At 67.7% G+C, this 14,628-nt stretch carries 13 protein-coding genes and 1 tRNA gene; 6 read left to right on the top strand and 8 right to left on the bottom strand.

Annotated elements, in window-relative coordinates:
- Nucleotides 1–19: 19 nt before the first annotated feature.
- The 5 genes from DEJ06_RS07410 to DEJ06_RS18215 form a co-directional block, all read right to left on the bottom strand.
- Nucleotides 20–829, bottom strand: a complete 810-nt coding sequence (locus DEJ06_RS07410; RefSeq protein WP_111038892.1) for a DUF1883 domain-containing protein — start codon at nucleotides 827–829, stop codon at nucleotides 20–22.
- A gap of 133 nt (nucleotides 830–962) precedes the next feature.
- On the bottom strand, nucleotides 963–1,154 hold the full coding sequence (locus DEJ06_RS07405) for a hypothetical protein (RefSeq protein WP_111038891.1): 192 nt from the start codon (nucleotides 1,152–1,154) through the stop codon (nucleotides 963–965).
- Between the two features lie 252 nt (nucleotides 1,155–1,406).
- Nucleotides 1,407–1,991, bottom strand: coding sequence for a recombinase family protein (locus tag DEJ06_RS07400; RefSeq protein WP_083295199.1), 585 nt, complete (start codon nucleotides 1,989–1,991; stop codon nucleotides 1,407–1,409).
- A gap of 110 nt (nucleotides 1,992–2,101) precedes the next feature.
- Complete coding sequence (locus DEJ06_RS07395; protein WP_146245812.1) at nucleotides 2,102–2,506, bottom strand: hypothetical protein; 405 nt, start codon at nucleotides 2,504–2,506, stop codon at nucleotides 2,102–2,104.
- 690 nt (nucleotides 2,507–3,196) lie between these two features.
- Complete coding sequence (locus DEJ06_RS18215) at nucleotides 3,197–3,664, bottom strand: hypothetical protein (RefSeq protein ID WP_181436789.1); 468 nt, start codon at nucleotides 3,662–3,664, stop codon at nucleotides 3,197–3,199.
- Here DEJ06_RS18215 and DEJ06_RS07390 point away from each other — a divergent pair.
- The 4 genes from DEJ06_RS07390 to DEJ06_RS07380 all read left to right on the top strand — a co-directional run bounded on the left by DEJ06_RS07390 (nucleotide 3,642) and on the right by DEJ06_RS07380 (nucleotide 8,825).
- On the top strand, nucleotides 3,642–6,299 hold the full coding sequence (locus DEJ06_RS07390; RefSeq protein ID WP_181436790.1) for an RHS repeat domain-containing protein: 2,658 nt from the start codon (nucleotides 3,642–3,644) through the stop codon (nucleotides 6,297–6,299). The genes DEJ06_RS18215 and DEJ06_RS07390 overlap by 23 nt on opposite strands.
- Before the next feature lie 598 nt (nucleotides 6,300–6,897).
- Nucleotides 6,898–7,491, top strand: a complete 594-nt coding sequence (locus DEJ06_RS07385) for a recombinase family protein (RefSeq protein WP_111038959.1) — start codon at nucleotides 6,898–6,900, stop codon at nucleotides 7,489–7,491.
- Entirely contained in the window at nucleotides 7,488–7,976 is a 489-nt protein-coding gene (locus DEJ06_RS18030; RefSeq protein WP_146245810.1) for a hypothetical protein, read from the top strand. Before DEJ06_RS07385 ends, DEJ06_RS18030 begins: the two co-directional genes overlap by 4 nt.
- Before the next feature lie 327 nt (nucleotides 7,977–8,303).
- Nucleotides 8,304–8,825 (top strand): hypothetical protein, encoded by a 522-nt coding sequence (locus tag DEJ06_RS07380; protein WP_111038888.1) that lies wholly within the window; start codon nucleotides 8,304–8,306, stop codon nucleotides 8,823–8,825.
- Nucleotides 8,826–9,205: 380 nt separating this feature from the next.
- Here the strand turns inward: DEJ06_RS07380 and DEJ06_RS07375 are convergent.
- The 3 genes from DEJ06_RS07375 to DEJ06_RS07365 form a co-directional block, all read right to left on the bottom strand.
- Nucleotides 9,206–9,279 (bottom strand) — tRNA-Pro (locus tag DEJ06_RS07375).
- A 137-nt stretch (nucleotides 9,280–9,416) separates the two neighbouring features.
- On the bottom strand, nucleotides 9,417–9,998 hold the full coding sequence (locus tag DEJ06_RS07370; RefSeq protein ID WP_128781346.1) for a hypothetical protein: 582 nt from the start codon (nucleotides 9,996–9,998) through the stop codon (nucleotides 9,417–9,419).
- Nucleotides 9,995–10,825: an endonuclease/exonuclease/phosphatase family protein gene (locus DEJ06_RS07365; protein WP_111038886.1), complete on the bottom strand. Its 831-nt coding sequence runs from the start codon at nucleotides 10,823–10,825 to the stop codon at nucleotides 9,995–9,997. Before DEJ06_RS07365 ends, DEJ06_RS07370 begins: the two co-directional genes overlap by 4 nt.
- Nucleotides 10,826–10,895: 70 nt before the next feature.
- On the opposite strand from DEJ06_RS07365, the gene DEJ06_RS07360 reads away from it, so the two are divergent.
- Nucleotides 10,896–12,371, top strand: coding sequence for a hypothetical protein (locus DEJ06_RS07360; protein WP_111038885.1), 1,476 nt, complete (start codon nucleotides 10,896–10,898; stop codon nucleotides 12,369–12,371).
- Nucleotides 12,372–12,447: 76 nt separating this feature from the next.
- Complete coding sequence (locus tag DEJ06_RS07355) at nucleotides 12,448–14,604, top strand: ATP-dependent DNA helicase RecQ (RefSeq protein WP_220036497.1); 2,157 nt, start codon at nucleotides 12,448–12,450, stop codon at nucleotides 14,602–14,604.
- The last annotated feature ends 24 nt before the right edge of the window (nucleotides 14,605–14,628 follow it).

Genomic DNA, 14,628 nt, shown 5'->3' with positions numbered 1-14,628 from the left:
CTCCTCATTGAGCCATCTCTCACGGCTGCTGTGCTTCTCGAGCCTCGATCACGAGGTCGGCAATCTCCGCCGCAATCTCGTCAATGGGAGTGTCACTGGTTGATCGAGCAAATTTGTCAGCGAGGGACGGGCTGTGCGCCGAGATAGCGGCATGGTCGACGTTGTGCCAGACAGGCAACAGGTTCTGCTGCCCGCCAACGGTGAGGGTGACGATGCCGTCGAGCTCGTACTGCGGCCAGCCCTTTGAGAAGTAAGCGTCGCTGAACACGACCGCCGCGAAGCGACTGCTGCGTAGCCCGCGGTCGATACGACGTCGAAGGCTGTCGCCGATGCGCAACTCCGCCTTGTCAAGCCACACCGAGACCCCCCGGTCTTGAAGAGCCTGCGCGAGAGGGAGCGCGACATCGGCCTTATCTTCGCTGGCATGCGAAAGGAAGACGTCCCAGGTGCGCCCGTCGAAGTCCGCATCCGATTCAGGCGGAAGCGGACGACGGACGGAGACCTGCCCCGAGACGCCTCGTTCCGGTGCCGATCGGTACTCGGGCAGATTCCCGCGAGGAGGCGGCTCTACCGCGACTGTCGCGTTGATGCGACCTTTCGCACCGCCAAGGTCGATAGCGAGATACCAGTGCCCGTTGGACGGCACCGTGAGTCTTGCAGGGCTCCTTTTGATGAGTCCTCCGGCGTATCGGAAGCGTCCACCTCGGCTCGCCGCATAGGTGCGGTAGTTCGACGAGTCCATCAGCAGGACGTTCGCCTGCTGGCGCAGGGTGACGACGACCGTCGCCCCCTTCTTCAACTGCCCGAGATCCTTCTTGAGATGTTCCACACCTTGACCCTATGAGCGACCTCCGACGCGTCAGCGAGGATCGCTGGCGGCCGGATGGGAGTGGCCCAGTGAACGATCCCTTCAGCGGACCGGCAGGTCTTCAACCTCCAGAGAGGCGCCGCGTGCTGAGTCGCTAGGAGTGATCTCCGCGCGTCAATGCCCGTGCGCCGGCCGCGATGAACAGCAACCCGGGGACTATCAGGACTACCGCGAAGATGATCTTCCCCGCAGCATCCGCGGGGCTGAAGATCATCTCTGCGATTCCGAACAGGACGAAGAACAGCCCGAAGGCGATGGCGGTCTTCGGCTTCTTGGCTTCAAGCACTGGCGCAGATCCTTGCTCTGGGGTGGGTGAACTTCGCCCCCTGAGTCAACCAGTCCGACCCCCAAACGGCGGCTGCCGCCTGTCGAGACGGCACGGCGGTGAGCCAGGTGATCAGCTGGCAGCGGCCGACCCGTAAGCCGGTCGTTCAACGGACGTGCTTGCTCGAAGCCGCCAGGCGGGGACCCTCGATGGTTCTGGTCCCGGGTGGGGCTCCGCTCTCGGACGCCTACGTCTGAGCGCGGAGCTGAGGATTTAGCGGTTGGGGTGCGCTTGTCGGTTGACGCAGCGGTAGACGGTTGCGCGTCCGATGCCGAACAGCTCGGCTAGTTCGGCGACCGAATGCGTGCCAGCTTCGTGGACCTCGAGGAGGTGGCGTTGTTGCGCGGGGCTGAGTTTGGGTTGCCGGCCGCGGAGGTGGCCTTTCGCTTTCGCGATCTGCATTCCTTCGCGCGTTCGGGCGCGGATGAGGTCGGACTCGAACTCGGCCACCATCGCGAGGACGTTGAACAGCAGTCGGCCGATGGGGTCGTTCGGGTCGTGGACGGAGCCGCCGATGTTGAGCTTGACGTTTTTGGCGGTGAGTTCGTCGACGATGTCCTTCGCATCACGGAGGCTTCGTGCGAGCCGGTCGAGCTTGGCGATGACGAGTGTGTCCCCGTCACGACAGGAGGCAAGCGCTTCGCGCAGCCCTGGTCGTGATCTGTTCGTGCCAGTTAGGCCATGATCGGTGTGGATGTTGGGCGGGAGGACTCCAAGCCGTTCCAGCGCGACGCGCTGGGCGGTGAGGTCCTGTTCGTAGGTTGAGACGCGAGCGTACCCGATGAGTAGAGCGTTCATAGCGCGAGGATCCGCCGACTTCCCGAGTCCGCCTCGTCTCGCAACGCGATCGGCCAATGAGACGTTAGCCGGCCACCCGATGCACGCCGCCGGCAGCCTGACCGGACAGCTCAATCCGGCTGTGCTGCAAAATGGACGACGGTCGCAGCGAGGGCAAAGAGGGCGACGATGGTGAGGATCGCCCCTGCTCCAGACATCCACGCGCGACGATGGGCACGCCGACGGCGTTCAGCAACCGACGCCCAAACCACTGTGCTGACGACGGCCGCGATTGGGAAGCCAATGTAGGCGACCGATCCGGCGGTGTAGTTGCACCCCCCGGCACTGCACGCGTCGAAGGCGAACATCGAGAGCACGACGCCGAACCAACCGACAACGAGCATCGGCAGGCTCAGACCGAATAACGTCAGCGTGACTGCTAGATCCTGCCAGCCTGCTGAAGCCTGGATCGAGTGCCTGCGGCGGTCAGGAGCCCCGAGCGGGAAGAGCTCCTCATCGATGTCGTCCTGCCTCATGGCCTCAAGTGTGCCGTGGAGCACCGCTACGCTGCCTGCTGCTTTCGATCACAGGGCCAGGCAGTCCCGAGTTGGTCGAGCTGGCGCGGGCGTTGTGTGTCGAGTACCCCAGTGTCTCGCTGGATATCTTGCAGACCTACAGACGCCAACCCACTGGCCCGTCTTCGCCGGCGCTCGCATCAAGGCGTCTCGATAGCCAATCGACAAGTGAGACGAACGACGTTGGGTCGGCGACCGCACCTGTGAGCAGCTTCGTTCTGTGTCGGCGTTCTCGCGGCGCTCGGTGTCGGGGTGGATCGAGCGGATCGTGAGCTAGTACCCCTGTTTGGGGGATGCCAGAAGCTCACAGCCGATGGCTAGGTTTCGACTAACCCTCATCTGAGCCGACGTCATCGTCGACGGGCGGTGTGGGCGTTTGACGCCTTTCGAGCGGCTGCCTTCTGGCACCCGAGCTCTATCACCGCATCATCGCGTTAGCCAGTTCTAGGGGAACTTCGTGCTTCGTACTCCACGCCGTCAGGCGTCAGGAACGTCCTTTGCCATCAAGACCGCACTGGTCGGTGTCGTCACCGTCGCGCTCGTGGGAGGTGTCGCGCAGGCAGCCCATGCCGCGATTCCGACCGGTCCGACCACGACCGGGCTGACCGGGTCCCGGCCGTCCGCGACCTCACTCCCGTTCGCGGTTTCCGATCAGGTCGGCGTCGCCGTCGACGTTGCAACCGGAAACCTCGAGGTCACCACAGCTGGTCTCGCCCTGCCCGGAGTGTCCGGCACGAACGCGATCACGCAGACGTACAACTCGTTGGGGTGGCAGACCGCGAACGCGAACACGGCGCAGGCTGTCCGCTGGTCGACCGGGATCGCTGGTGCCGGGTCGTTCTCCGCCGGCGTATCAGGGGCGGTCGTGTACACGGACGCTGACGGTGCGACGTGGAACTTCCCGTCGGCGACGTCGACGACGTTCACCGCGCCGGCCGGGTTCCTCCGCAAGCTGGTCGCGTCTGCCACGACGAACCCGACGTACACGATGACCGATTCCGCGACGGGGCAGGTCATCACGTCCAACGTGAACGGTGTTCCCGTCTCGGTCGCGGATCGGAACGGGAACACGGTCGCGATCGCGAACACTGCGAGTGTGCCGACCTCGATCGTCAGCACAGCCGGTACCACGGCGGCGAAGACCGCGATCGGTGCCTACGACGCGACGACCCGCACGTACACGGTGACGCAGGGCAGTGGATCGTCTGCCCGGTCGGTGAAGTGGGTGAAGGACACCAACGGCAACCTCACGTCCTACGTTGATGGTGCGGGGAAGGCCACCACGTTCTCGTACTCCGGGAACGATCTGACGGGGATCACCAGTCCGACGGGTGCGACGACGACGATCAGCTACTCGGGAACCACGCACAAGGTGTCCCAGGTCGTGCAGTCCAACACGACTGCGGGCGCTGGCGGTGCGTCGACGACGCGGCTGAGCTACGCGTCGGCGACGTCGACCCTGGTCGCGAGCCCGAACACGGACACCGCGACCGCGGTGGCGTCGGTGCCGCACACCACCTACAGCATCAACTCGTCGCAGAAGCTTGTGAACAGCGTCACTGACGCTGCCGGCCGGGTGCGATCCAAGACGTACAACGGTGCGAACCTGCAGCCGACGACGTCTACGATCGGGTCCGGTTCGTCGGCGTCTACGACGACCGCGACGTATGGGGCGAACAGCAGCCAGTCGCTGACGAAGGTCGCCTCGAGCGGGGGCGCGTCGCAGTCGCTGAGCTACAACGCGTCTCCCGCGGCGACGGCGTATTCACCGGCGTCCACTACCGACGATGCCGGCAACACGTCGAACCTCACGTACGACGGGGTTGGGAACCAGCTGACCAGCAGCACCGGCACGGGTGCCACCGCTGCGACGTCGACGTTGACCTACACGGCCGGGCAGGTCGTGACCGCGACCGCGCCGGGCAACGGCACGAACAAGACCTCGTACAGCTACACGAACAAGCAGCTCACCGGGATCACCCCCGTCACCGGGACGAGCCTCGGCGCTCGTGCGTACACGTACGACGCCCTTGGTCGCATCGCGTCCGCCACGGACGGTGTTGTCGTCGCTGGTGCCCCTCGGACGACGTCGTACACGTATGACGGTGACGACCGGGTCCTGACGACCTCGTTCTCGGACGGCACGCCGACGGTCACGAACACGTACGACAACGCCGGACGCCTGCTCACCCAGGCATCGGGTTCGGGGACGGTGACGAACACGTACGACCAGCTCGGGAATCTCCTCACCACGGGTAACTCCGCGAGCCCGTCCGGGATCAGCACCATCACCTACGCGTACGACAAGGCCGGGAACCAGACCTCGTACACGGACCAGGACGGCGTCATCACGTCGACGTACGACGACTCTGGCGTGCTGACCTCGACCACGACGCCGGCGCCGAACAAGCCGACCGAGACGATCAACTTCGTCACCGACCCCAACGGCCGCCGCACGGACACGTACGTCGACTCGAACGCCGATAACAGCAGCTGGGCCAGCCACACCCACACCGACTACGACACCAACGGCCGGGTCCAGGAGATCCAGGGCTGGATTGGGTCCGGGCAGCGGCTCTACGACCTGGTCTACTGCTACGACGCCGGCAGCACCTCGCCGAACTGCGGCACTACGACCACGAATGACCGGTCAAAGATCCAGTGGGTGACCGACTTCGAGTCCGGGCAGAGCACCGCGTACACGTACGACACCCGTGGCCGGGTCACGAAGACCGTCACCACCGGCAGCGGGAAAGCGACCCCGGGAACGTGGGAGTTCGGCTACGACATCCGCGGCAACCGCACAAGCACGAAGTTCACCAAGAGCGACGGCACCGTCACCACGAACCAGACGTTGACCTACAACGCGGCGAACCAGATCACCACCGCCGGATTCAGCTACGACGGCGCCGGCAACCTCACCGCCTTGCCCGACTACGCGTTCACCTATAACGGTGCCGAGCAGATGACCAAGGCTGTGTACAACGGGTCGTCGACGACGAACTACACGTACGCCGGCGCCGACCAGAAGTCGGTCCTGTCCATCGCCACACCGGGCGGCGACAACCGCACCTTCCAGTACGGCCGTGCTGACCAGAACGGCAACCCGACGCTGACCAGCTCCACCACCAACGGTGACCGGTCGAACATCGTCAACGACGCCAAGACTGGGCAGCCCATCGCCCTGTCCACCCCGTCGAACGTCCTCGGGCAGTACCAGTACGACGGCTCCGGGAACATTTGGGGCACCCTCGTCGACGATGCTGCCGCGTTCGATGTGGACTACGACCCGTACGGCACCAGCACCGTCGCGTACGACGGTGGGGGCGACGGACTCGCAGCTAACCCGTTCGGGTTCAAGGCTGGCATCGAGGACACCCACACCGGGCTCGTGAAGTTCGGACAGCGCTGGTACGACCCGTACTGGGGCTCCTGGACCCAGCAAGACACCCTCGACAGCCCCCTCGACCCCTCCAACGGCAACCGCTACGCCTACGCCGCCGCCGACCCCATCAACGGGATCGATCCAAGCGGAGCCGCATCGAGTCGAGTGTTGAAGCGTCTTGAATGCGGGTCTGGGATTGTTGGGCTGGCGCTCGGTGGCGTCGGAGCTGTAGTCGGTGCGGCCGGCGTTCTCGACAGTTGCTACGAGGTGTACACGGATACCGTCGCTTGCGATGCTCAGATCGCGAGGGATCGCGAGACCGGCGCTCGGTGGAAGGCCGGCTACGTGCCGCCTTGTCAGACCTTCTGACGAGGAGCCTCCTAGGAAAGACGTCTCGCCCGTCGGGTGAGGCGTCTTTCCGCGCCGCTCTCAACCCGCATCACCTGGTGGGGGTCCATTGGATCGGAGTAGCGTCACCGATATGACTAACGATCAGAAGAGGGGGCGTTACAGCCTTGTGACCGGGAGTGTCCTTCTCCTGGTCGGTCTTGCACTCCTCGTGAGTCAAGCGAATGTGGTCGCCGGAGTCATTTTCGTTTTCGTCGGCGCTGTCATGCTCATCGTAGGAACGCTCGTGCCTTGGGCGCGTGGCGGGCGTTCTCGGCCTCCTCGTTGAGGTTCGCCGTCTAACCGTGTGCACGCCGACACAGCTGCTGAGTGGCTTCGGCTGACAAGAATTGGCGCTATGGATCGTGGGCTGATTGACGATTCGCATCACGTCGAGGATGGCGATGGCGCCCCGACAAGACGTCTCACATCGCTGCGGTTGCGAGACGTCTCGTCGGCGGCGAGATCGTGCGAGCGAGTTCCGCGAGAGTCTGTGGGACGATGAGTCTCGCAACTATGTGTCGCAAGTGTGGGCCATGATCGCTGTCATGAAGGTTGGTTGTGCGACAGTTGCTGCATGGTGGTGAAGCTGATCGGGTACGCGCGCGTGTCGACCCGGCAGCAGGACATTGATCGGCAACAACAGGATCTGCTTGCCGCGGGAGTGCGCAGGGATGACCTGTACGTCGACCATGGTGTATCCGGGGCTCGTGCGTCGCGCCCCGCGTTCGACCGGGCGCTCGACGCGCTGCACGACGGTGACACATTGGTCGTCACCACACTCGATCGGCTCGGCAGGTCAACGATCGACATGCTCAGCTTCGCCGCGCAGCTCCGTGACCGGAACGCGGGGCTTCGCGTGCTGAACCTCGGTGGCGGCGACGTCGACACGGCAACGCCGATGGGGTCCATGGTGTTCTCCGTCATGGCGGCCCTCGCGCAGATGGAGCTCGAGATCAAGCGCGAACGGGTCCGCGACTCCGTTACCAAACGCCGCAACGCCGGCCAGGACCTCGGAGGCCGACGCGCAGTGTTCACTGACAGTCAGGTCCGCGCCGCTATCCGGCTCCTCGACGCCGGCGAGTCGGCGTCCCAAGTCGCCCGCGACCTCGGCATGTCCCGAGCGACCCTGTACCGGCGCATCCGCCTCCTGCAGCCAAGTGATGCCGGATGAGCAAGCGGACGGCACTCAAGGATCGGCCGGATGTTTCGCGGCACCTGCACGAACACATCATCGTCACCCGGAACGAGCTGGACGCGTTCGTCAGCGACGATGACGCTGTGCAGCTGCTGGTCCTCGCCGAATTGCGGTCGCAAGCTGCGGACCAGGAGGCAACGCTGGTCCTCGCTCTCGAAGCGGCCGCCGTCACAATCCTCGCCATCATGCTCTCCCGGGTCCCGACCTCCGGGAGTGCAACAGCAAACCTTGGGTCTGGGTGGGTTGGAACTGCTGCATTCGCGATCGTGTGTGTCGTGCTGGCCGCGGTGGCCGTAGCGCTGGCATTGCCGTCAGTGAAGCGTGCGGTGATCGGCAACCGGAACCGCGCTCGCGCCGTGGTCTGGCTTGGTGCCTATGAACAGGCGCTTGCAGAGCGCCCGTCGGCAGCCTCGACGGCAACCTCACGACGACAGTGGTTCGCGCGACGTCCCCGACGATGAGTCCCGAACAAGCTAGGGCGACACCAGACGAAGCGAACGAGCCGATGCCGATTGGTGATGATGCCCTACTCCTCGCAATCGCTGCGCGGCCTGCTCATAGGCTTGCGCCGTGCAGATCACAGACTTCTCAGGGGACCTGACCGGCTTTGGGCTGACGCTCGTCCTCGTTGGTGGGGCCCTCACTCTCCTCAACGTCATCACGTGCATCGTGCTCATCTGGGCAGGGACGCTGTACATCGACAAGGCGCGCGGAGCTGCGCCCGGTAGCACTCGCCATGAGCGCGAGCGTCCACCAGGGCGGCGAGCCGCACAGTCATGATTTCGGGAGTGACCTGGGTCGCAATCGCGGCTCTTGGGCTGTCGGTTGTGTCCCTCGCTTGGCAGATTGGCGCCGCCATCTGGCGGCGAGGCCGGATCAAGGTCGGCCTCGTTCGTGCTACCCAGTTCGACTTTGACGAGGAGACACTCGTGAAACGGGGTGACGCCACCGTCGAGTTCACCTTGACGATCTCCAATTCAGGAGCGAGTGCGGTGACGGTCTACGACGCCGGCCTCCTCGAACCCGAGCAGGGAGTCTCGACTTCGTTGAAGCTGATGCAGATGACGAACCGAGAGCAAGCGGAGAGGGGTGGTCGGGAGCAGCGCGCGCAGTACGTGGGCCCGGACCTGCCTGTGGAGGTGCCGGCCCGAGGCGTTGTGGAATGGCAGTTGATTGATTCGTTCACCGCGAAGTCACCAGCTGATCGGCACTACCGCGGTTACGCCGAACAGTATCGAGCAGGTCGCTCTCACAAGACCACGTACTCGATGCATACGATGCCCCGCGGCATGCAGTACGACCCGGACTAGTTGGGCGCAGGGACGCTTTCACTCGGCGAGGTTAGACCGGCCGAGAATCAGCTCGCGGGACTGGTCATGACTTCGAGCGCGCTGAGCGAGCTCGACGTGGCCGTTCCGCCACCCGGGCCTGGATGGACGACCCTCCTCGAGCGGCAACGCGGCGCGCATGCGGGACGCCATCACGACATCTAGCGCTGCGAAAAGGACGACACCGAGCAAAGCTGCTCACAACTGGACGATCCGCGAGAAGACTCGTGTCGCACATAGGTGGTCCGCTCATCGTCGCAATGAGGGAGCGCTATGCGGACGACCCAACGACACCCGCCGGAATGACAGAAGCCCACCGAGATCCTCGGTGGGCTTCTGTCGTCGTGTCAGACACGTTTCGGTCGGGCTGACAGGATTTGAACCTGCGACCCCTTGACCCCCAGTCAAGTGCGCTACCAAGCTGCGCCACAGCCCGCGAGTTCCGGAGAACTCAGGATCCCGGAGGATCCTCGCCCGCGTCCGACCGGAGCGCGAGCGACCGGTCCAGCATAGCGGACGTCAGACCCCCTCCGTGCCACGGCGAGTCGGAGCAACGCGACCCGAACGACACACTCAGCCCGGCCGCACCACCTCGCGCCGCGCCGCCAACCACGGCAACCCGAGCCCGACGAGCAACCCGCCGGACCCGTCCGCAGCCAGGTCGCCGATCGTGTCGTCGTACCCGACGAAGATCTTCGAGTCGACGAAGTTGTGCCCGAGCCACTCCCCCATCTCCCACACGGCTCCGACCGCGAGTCCCGCACACAGCGCGAGCACCGCGACGACCACCCGGCGCTCGGCGTGCGGGGCCGGCACAGCGCGCAGGTCGGCACCGATGACGTAGAGCACCGCCGCGAGCAGCCCCGTCAGCACGACGTGCATGAACTTGTCCCACAGGAAGACCGTCGTGTACCACTCGAGCACGCTCGACCACCCGGCGAGGAGCACGAGCACGCACACCGCCACGTCGAAGGCCGGCCGCAGCCCGAGCATCCGCGGCACCACGACACCGAGCAGCGCCAGCGCCATGACCGGGAACGCCGTCCCGCCCCACCCGACAGTCGCCACGACGACGCTCACGAGCGTCAGCGCCCGCACCACGTCGGCCACCAGGAACCGCGGCCGCAGGAACGTCGGTCCGAGCGTGGCGATCACGACGCCCACCGCACGACCGCGTGCACGGCGGCGTGGTCGGACGGCCAGACGCCGCCCGGCCGCCGCACGTCGACCGCGACGCGGTCCACCTCTGCCTCGGAGGTCACGAGCACCCCGTCGATCCGCCGGCCACCAACACGCGGACTCCCGTAGTGCGGGTACGACCCGTAGGGCTCACCCACCTGCCTGGAGGCCCGCCCCCAGCTGTCCTCGACCCCCGCCTCCGCCAGGGCTCGCCATGGTGCGGAACCGGCGGGGCTGTTCCAGTCGGCCATGACCACGGCGGGCAGGCCGCGCTGCCGGACGATCCGGCCGAGCAGTTCGGCGGACCGGAGTCGGGCCCACGACGAGGCGACGTCGAGGTGGGTGGCGATCGCCAGGAACCGGACGCCGGTCTCGCGGTCGTCGACGACGGCTCCGACGGCGTGCCGGGGGAAGGACGTCGCCCACGACCGCGAGCCGGGGCGGTGGGGTGTGCGGGAGAGCGCCCAGGTGCGGCGCTCGACGACGTCGAGGCGGGAGCGGTCGAGGAACAGGCCGACCTGTTCACCACCGCCGCGCGCTCCCCGTCCGGCCAGGACGGGCTCCCAACCCGACCCCAGGCCGGCGGTGAGTTCGTCTGCCTGCGCGGGCAGGGCCTCCTGGACGGCGAGGACGGTGGGCGCTTCGGACGTGACGAGCGCGAGCACGGCGTCGCGGCGACGCTCCCAGGCGTCGGGGTGGGTCCGCTGTCGCGGCACGCGGCGACGCACGTTGAGCGTCATGCAGTGCACCTCGGGCGACCGGACCGGTCCGATGAGCGGGCGGTCGTCGGGGTGGTGGGGCATGCCTCCCTTCTACGAGACGACACCCGTCGGATTCCCAGGGACCTCTCCGCCTGGCTCGTATGGTGGCTCGATGCGTTCTCGTTGCACCCCTCGTCTCCTGATCGCGATCGCGGTCTCCGGGCTGCTGCTCGGAGCCGCCGGGTGCACGTCGAGCGGACCGGACACGAGCCGCCCGACCCTGGTGAAGGCCTCGGCCGACACCGTCACGGTGGCCGACGCTGCGGACGCCGCAGCCCGCTCGGTCCGCGTCAGCAAGGCCCTGTTCGCGAGTGCTCCCGGAGCGGTCGTCGCCCGGGCCGGCGACACCGACGGGATCCGCGACGCGGCGAAGGCTGCGGCGAGCGCCCACGTCCCGGTGCTGCTGACGGCCAAGGACACGAGCGCTGCCGTCGCCCGCGAGCTCGACCGGCTCGGTGCCGACTGGTACCAGGCCGAGGGCGACGTGTCGGTCGACACGGACGTCGAACAGCGGCAGGCGCCGGACGGCGGTGACGCGCCGGAGTCGACCCGGGCCTCCCGGCAGGCGACCGTGGTGGTGGCGGACGCGAGTGCGGACGCTGCTGCCGTGGCGACCGCGAAGGCCGCTGGCGCGCGCGTCGTGACCATGCCGGAGGGCGTGACGGACCCGGCTGCCGCACCCGACGTGGTGACGGCGCTGCACGAGCGGACGAAGCACCCGACCGTCCTGGTCGGCGCGGCGTTCGACGCCCTGCCGGACCCGGAGTGGACGGTCCGGGCGGCCGAGGGCGGGTTCCAGCTGCGGAACGGCGGCCAGCGGCCCTTCGACGGGCACCGGTACGTCGCGTTGTACGGGGCTCCCGGGGCGCCGGCGCTGGGCGTGCTCGGCGAGCAGGGGCCGAAGGAGACCGTGCAGCGTGCCGAGCAGGTCGCGAAGCCGTACCGGGCCGAGTCCGACGAGCTCGTGACGCCCGCGATGGAGGTCATCGCGACCGTCGCCGCGGGGGACGCCGGAGCCGACGGCGACTACTCGACGGAGCTGCCGGTGTCCGCGCTCGAGCCCTACGTCGACGCCGCGCACGAGGCGGACATGCCGGTCATCATCGATCTGCAGCCTGGGCGGTCGGACTTCCTGTCGCAGGCCAAGAAGTACGAGTCGCTGCTCAAGAAGCCCGGCGTCTGGCTGGCGCTCGACCCGGAGTGGCGGCTGACGAAGGACCAGGTGCCGCTCAAGCAGATCGGGAGTGTCTCGGCGTCCGAGGTGAACGAGGTGTCCTCGTGGCTGGCTGCGCTCGTGCGCGACGAGGGGCTGCCGCCGAAGGCCCTGGTGCTGCACCAGTTCCGGCTGTCGATGATCCAGGACCGCTCCGCACTGCAGACCCACCCGGAGCTCGACATGCTCGTGCACGTCGACGGGCAGGGGTCGCAGCCGGACAAGCAGGCGACGTGGAAGGCACTGCACCAGGGCGCGCCGGAGGGGCTGCACTGGGGCTGGAAGAACTTCTACGACGAGGACACGCCCATGCTGACGCCCGCGCAGACGATGCGGGACGTGCAGCCGACGCCGTCGTTGGTCACCTACCAGTAGGGCCCGGTTGGTCCGGTTGTCCACAGCCTGGAGGCGCGGGTCGGGTTTCGTCGGTTGCTCCTGACAGCATGGGGGCATGTCTGGTCTTGGTGTCGGGTCCACCGCGTCGTCTTCCGTGTCCCCCTCTGCGGACATCGCCGCCGAGGCGCAGCAGGCGCTCGCTGCGCTCACGGGGCGCCCCGACGCGGTGTTCCACCCCGGCCAGCTCGAGGCCATCTCGGCGCTGGTCGAGCACCGGCAGCGCGCCCTGGTCGTGCAGCGCACCGGGTGGGGCAAGTCCGCGGTGTACTTCCTCGCGACGCTGCTGCTGCGCCGACGCGGGGGCGGCCCGACGGTGCTGGTGTCGCCGCTGCTCGCCCTGATGCGCGACCAGGTCGCCGCCGCCGCGCGGGCCGGTGTCCGTGCAGTGTCGATCAACTCCGCGAACGCCCACGAGTGGGGCGAGACCCAGGCGGCACTCGCCCGTGACGAGGTCGACGTGCTCCTCGTCTCCCCCGAGCGCCTGAACAACCCGAAGTTCCGCGACGAGCAGATGCCGACCCTGATCGCCCGGATGGGCATGCTGGTGGTCGACGAAGCGCACTGCATCTCGGACTGGGGCCACGACTTCCGGCCGGACTACCGCCGACTGGCCGAGCTCATCCGGTCGCTCCCCCACGGCGTCCCCGTCCTGGCCACCACCGCGACGGCGAACGAGCGCGTGGTCGAGGACGTCGCCGAGCAGCTCACCGCCGGCCCGGCCGACCCGGTGTTCACGATCCGCGGGTCCCTGGCTCGCAAGTCCCTGCGCCTCGGCGTGCTGACACTGCCCGATGCCCGGCAGCGGCTCGGCTGGCTCCTCGCGCACCTCGGCGACCTGCCCGGCAGCGGCATCATCTACACGCTGACCGTCTCGGCAGCCGAGGACATCGCCCGGCTGCTGCGCGACAACGGGTACGCCGTCCGTGCCTACACGGGGCGCACCGACACCGACGAGCGCGAACAGCTCGAGCAGCAGCTCAAGGGCAACGAGCTGAAGGCCCTGGTCGCCACGAGCGCGCTCGGCATGGGGTTCGACAAGCCCGACCTCGGCTTCGTCGTGCACGTCGGGGCTCCCTCGTCGCCCGTCGCCTACTACCAGCAGATCGGTCGTGCGGGTCGTGCGACCGACAACGCCGACGTCCTGCTCCTGCCCGGGCGTGAGGACCGTGAGATCTGGCAGTACTTCGCCAGCGCCTCGATGCCGACCGAGGCCCGTGCCGCTGCCGTGCTCGGCGCCCTGTCCACCGACACCGCGATGTCGACCGTGGCGCTCGAGGGCCTGGTCGACATCAAGCGTTCCACCCTCGAACTCCTGCTCAAGGTGCTCGACGTCGACGGCGCCGTCGGACGTGTCACCGGGGGCTGGGTGTCGACCGGGCAGCCGTGGGAGTACGACGCGCCCCGGTACGAGCGGGTCGCAGCGGCCCGCGCTGCCGAGGCCGCGTCGATGCTCGACTACGAGTCCACCTCTGCCTGCCGCATGCAGCTGCTGCAGCAGGACCTCGACGACCCCTCGGCCGAGCCCTGCGGCCGGTGCGACAACTGCGCCGGCGCCTGGTTCCCCATCGCCGTGTCCGACACCGACTCGTCCGGGGCGGCGGCCGCGCTCGACAAGGTCGGCGTCGAGATCGCTCCGCGTGCCCAGTGGCCCTCGGGGATGTCGTCGCTCGGGGTCTCGGTGCGGGGCAAGATCGGCCCGGACGAGCTCGTGCAGCCCGGCCGTGCGGTGGCGCGACTGACCGACCTCGGCTGGGGCGGTCCCCTGCGTGCGCTGTTCTCGACGTCCACCCCCGATGCCCCGATCTCGCGGGAGCTCGTCGACGGCTGTGTCCGGGCGCTCAAGGACTGGCCGTGGGAGACCCGGCCGACCGGCGTCGTGGCGATGTCCTCGCGGTCACGGCCCGAGCTCGTGGGGTCCCTCGCCCAGGCGCTGTCCACCATCGGGCGGCTGCAGTTCCTCGGCACGCTCGGCCGTGCCGGCGGGACCCCTCGTGGCGACGGTGCGACGAACAGCGCCTACCGACTGTCCGGCGTGTGGGACACCTTCGTGGTCGATCCGTCGCTCGCCGCCGCCCTGCAGGCACACGAGGGCCCGGTGCTGCTCGTGGACGACCTGGTCGACAGCCGGTGGACGATGACCGTCGCCGGCCGGGAGCTCCGGCGCGCCGGGGCCTCCGCCGTGCTCCCGTTCGCCCTGGCCACGGTCGCGTAGCCCGCTCGCGCCGCCCCCACATCT

The organism is Curtobacterium sp. MCLR17_051, assembly GCF_003234395.1.
GTDB lineage: Bacteria > Actinomycetota > Actinomycetes > Actinomycetales > Microbacteriaceae > Curtobacterium > Curtobacterium flaccumfaciens.
This window is presented reverse-complemented; position numbering and strand designations above follow the sequence as displayed.

What these genes read in the sequence shown, in the direction of transcription:
- DEJ06_RS07400 (WP_083295199.1), bottom strand. Translation starts at nt 1,991, where the DNA reads ATGAACGCTCTACTCATCGGGTACGCTCGCGTCTCAACCTACGAACAG.
- DEJ06_RS07395 (WP_146245812.1), bottom strand. Translation starts at nt 2,506, where the DNA reads ATGAGGCAGGACGACATCGATGAGGAGCTCTTCCCGCTCGGGGCTCCT.
- DEJ06_RS18030 (WP_146245810.1), top strand. Translation starts at nt 7,488, where the DNA reads ATGAGCAAGCGGACGGCACTCAAGGATCGGCCGGATGTTTCGCGGCAC.
- DEJ06_RS07365 (WP_111038886.1), bottom strand. Translation starts at nt 10,825, where the DNA reads ATGCCCCACCACCCCGACGACCGCCCGCTCATCGGACCGGTCCGGTCG.
- DEJ06_RS07360 (WP_111038885.1), top strand. Translation starts at nt 10,896, where the DNA reads ATGCGTTCTCGTTGCACCCCTCGTCTCCTGATCGCGATCGCGGTCTCC.
- DEJ06_RS07355 (WP_220036497.1), top strand. Translation starts at nt 12,448, where the DNA reads ATGTCTGGTCTTGGTGTCGGGTCCACCGCGTCGTCTTCCGTGTCCCCC.